The organism is Arenimonas sp., from assembly GCF_019459675.1.
Taxonomy (GTDB): Bacteria; Pseudomonadota; Gammaproteobacteria; order Xanthomonadales; family Xanthomonadaceae; genus Arenimonas.
The window spans coordinates 1-2,901 of sequence record NZ_JAIBFH010000236.1; the positions used below are offsets into that span (position 1 = coordinate 1).

Annotated in this window: 3 protein-coding genes; 2 read left to right on the forward strand and 1 reads right to left on the reverse strand. The window is 66.9% G+C overall.

The features are described 5' to 3' along the window. Window positions 1–51: 51 nt before the first annotated feature. On the reverse strand, window positions 52–990 hold the full coding sequence (locus tag K0M70_RS07990; protein ID WP_290781271.1) for a carbohydrate kinase family protein: 939 nt from the start codon (window positions 988–990) through the stop codon (window positions 52–54). A gap of 167 nt (window positions 991–1,157) precedes the next feature. On the opposite strand from K0M70_RS07990, the gene K0M70_RS07995 reads away from it, so the two are divergent. Together K0M70_RS07995 and mreC are read left to right on the forward strand one after the other, a co-directional pair. Next, a complete protein-coding gene (locus K0M70_RS07995; protein WP_290781272.1) occupies window positions 1,158–2,195 on the forward strand; it encodes a rod shape-determining protein in 1,038 nt (345 codons plus the stop codon). Window positions 2,196–2,220: 25 nt separating this feature from the next. After that, on the forward strand, window positions 2,221–2,901 hold a 681-nt coding region (gene mreC / locus K0M70_RS08000), incomplete at its 3' end, for a rod shape-determining protein MreC (RefSeq protein ID WP_290781273.1).

Sequence of the window (2,901 nt, forward strand, 5' to 3'; positions counted from 1 at the left end):
GGCGCGGGGGGGCGCGGCCCTTTTCATGTCAGGCAGGGTCCCCGCCGGGGCTCAGCGCAGGGCGTAGCCGAACTGCTGGCGGAACTGTTCGGCGAACTCGTCGTAGTCGAAACGCTGGTTCTGCGGGCCCAGGTGCTCGATCTTCAGCGCGCCCATCAGCGAGGCGATGCGGCCGGTGGTGGCCATGTCCATGCCGTTCATCAGGCCGAAGATCAGGCCGGCGCGGTAGGCGTCGCCGCAGCCGGTGGGGTCCACCACGCGCATGGCGTTGGCCGACGGGATGTGCATTTCACCCGCCCGCGTGTGCGCCTCGGAGCCCTTGGGGCCGCGGGTGATGATGTAGGCCTTCACCCGCTCGGCGATGTCCTTCTCGCTCAGGCCGGTCTTGTCCTGCAGCAGGCTCGACTCGTAGTCGTTCACGGTGACGTAGGTGGCCTGTTCGATCATCGTGGTCAGTTCCTTGCCGCTGAACAGCGGCATGGCCTGGCCCGGGTCGAAGATGAACGGGATCTCTAGTTCGGCGAACTCCTTCGAATTCTGCAGCATCGCCTCGTAACCGTCGGGTCCGACGATGCCGAAGCCGACGTCCTGGACGTCCCGGACGTGGTTTTCGTACGACCGCATCATGGCGCCCGGATGGAAGGCCGTGATCTGGTTGTCGTCCAGGTCGGTGGTGATGAAGGCCTGGGCGGTGAACAGGTCGCCCAGCTCCTTGACGTGGTCGAGGCGGATATCGCAGGCCTCGAAGTGCTCGCGGTAGGGACCGAAGTCCTGGCCCACCGTGGCCATCGGGATCGGGTTGCCGCCCAGCAGCTTGAGGTTGTAAGCGATGTTGCCGGCGCAGCCGCCGAACTCGCGGCGCATCCTGGGCACCAGGAACGACACGTTCAGGATGTGCACCTTGTCGGGAAGGATGTGATTCTTGAACTGGTCCTGGAACACCATGATGGTGTCGTACGCCAGGGAACCGCAGATCAGGGCAGAAGGCATCGTGGACCTCGAAGGTGGGACCGCAGGAGGCACCCGGCGGAAGGGCCACATGTTAGCTTTTCGTAGCGGACATGGCACGGAAAACCGCTGTTTTTCCTTGCCGGGCCCGGGCGCGGGTTGGTAATCTAGTCAATCCCCGAAAACCTCATTCCCAAGGCTTCCCCCTGATGTTCAAGAAGCTCCGCGGCCTGTTTTCGAACGACCTGTCGATCGATCTGGGCACCGCCAACACCCTCATTTTCGTCCGCGGCCAGGGCATCGTCCTGAACGAGCCTTCGGTGGTGGCCGTGCGCCACACCCAGGGCGGCCGCGAAGTGGCCGCCGTCGGCGCCGAAGCCAAGAAGATGCTCGGCCGCACGCCCGGCAACATCACCACGCACCGGCCGATGAAGGACGGCGTCATCGCCGACTTCACCCACACCGAGGAAATGCTTAAGCAGTTCATCAAGAAGGTGCACACGTCGCGCTTCCTGCGGCCCAGCCCGCGGGTGCTGATCTGCGTGCCCTGCGGTTCGACCCAGGTCGAGCGCCGCGCCATCAAGGAATCGGCCGAAGAAGCCGGCGCCCGTGAGGTCTACCTGATCGAAGAGCCCATGGCCGCCGCGATCGGCGCCGGCATCCCGGTGGACGAGGCGCGCGGGTCGATGGTCATCGACATCGGCGGCGGCACCTCGGAAGTCGCGGTGATCTCGCTCAACGGCATCGTCTATTCGCAGTCGGTGCGCATCGGCGGCGACCGCTTCGACGACGCCATCATCAACTACGTGCGCCGCAACCACGGCACGCTGATCGGCGAAACCACGGCCGAGCGCATCAAGCTGCAGATCGGCTGCGCGTTCCCGCAGTCCGAGGTCAAGGAGATGGAAGTGTCCGGCCGCAACCTCGCCGAGGGCGTGCCGCGCATGATCGTCATCAACTCCAACGAAGTGCTCGAGGCCCTGCACGAACCGCTCAGCGGCATCGTCAGCGCGGTCAAGCAGGCGCTGGAACAGACCCCGCCGGAACTGTGCGCCGACGTCGCCGAGCGCGGCATCGTGCTCACCGGTGGCGGTGCGCTGCTGCGCGACCTCGACAAGCTGATCTCCGAGGAAACCGGCCTGCACGTGCACGTCGCCGACGACCCGCTCACCTGCGTGGCGCGCGGCGGTGGCCGTGCGCTCGAGATGATCGACATGCACGGCAACGAGTTCTTCTCGCCGGAGTAACCCCAGGCCACTCCCGGAAAACCACGTGGCTTATCCCGGCTCGACCGCGTCCCGTCTCAGTGAAAGCGCCGGTGGCACCCTGCCGCTGTTGGCCTACCTCGCGCTGGCGATCACGCTGATGGTCGCCGACCAGCGCGGCGGCTTCGCCAGCCAGGCCAGGCAAGCGCTTTCCGTGCTGGCCGAGCCGGTGTGGTGGCTGGCGGCCTCGCCCGGCCGACTGGTGGAAGGTGCGAGCCGGCTGGCCAGCTCGCGCAGCGAGCTCGAATCCGAGAACACCCGCCTCACCCGCGAACTGCAGGTCAGCGCCAGCCGGCTGCACCGGCTGGTGGCGGTGGGCGAAGAAAACCAGCGTCTGCGCGAACTGCTTGGCGGCACCCGCGGCTACCGGCTGTCGGCGCAGCTGGTGGGTATTATCGACGTCGACCTCGACCCGTCCCGCCAGCGCATCGTGCTCGATGCCGGCAGCAATGAAGGCGTGGTGGTCGGCCAGGCCATGATCGACGCCGGCGGCGTGCTGGGGCAGGTGATTGAAGTCACGCCGCGCCGCGCCACCGCGCTGCTGCTTACCGATCCCGACCACGCCATCCCGGTGCAGGTGACGCGCTCGGGCCTGCGCACGATCGCCTTCGGCACCGGGCGAACCGACCGGCTGCGCTTGCCCAACATTCCACAGAGCGCCGACATCCGGGTCGGGGCCCGGCCGGGG

What these genes read in the sequence shown, in the direction of transcription:
- K0M70_RS07990 (WP_290781271.1), bottom strand. Translation starts at nt 990, where the DNA reads ATGCCTTCTGCCCTGATCTGCGGTTCCCTGGCGTACGACACCATCATG.
- K0M70_RS07995 (WP_290781272.1), top strand. Translation starts at nt 1,158, where the DNA reads ATGTTCAAGAAGCTCCGCGGCCTGTTTTCGAACGACCTGTCGATCGAT.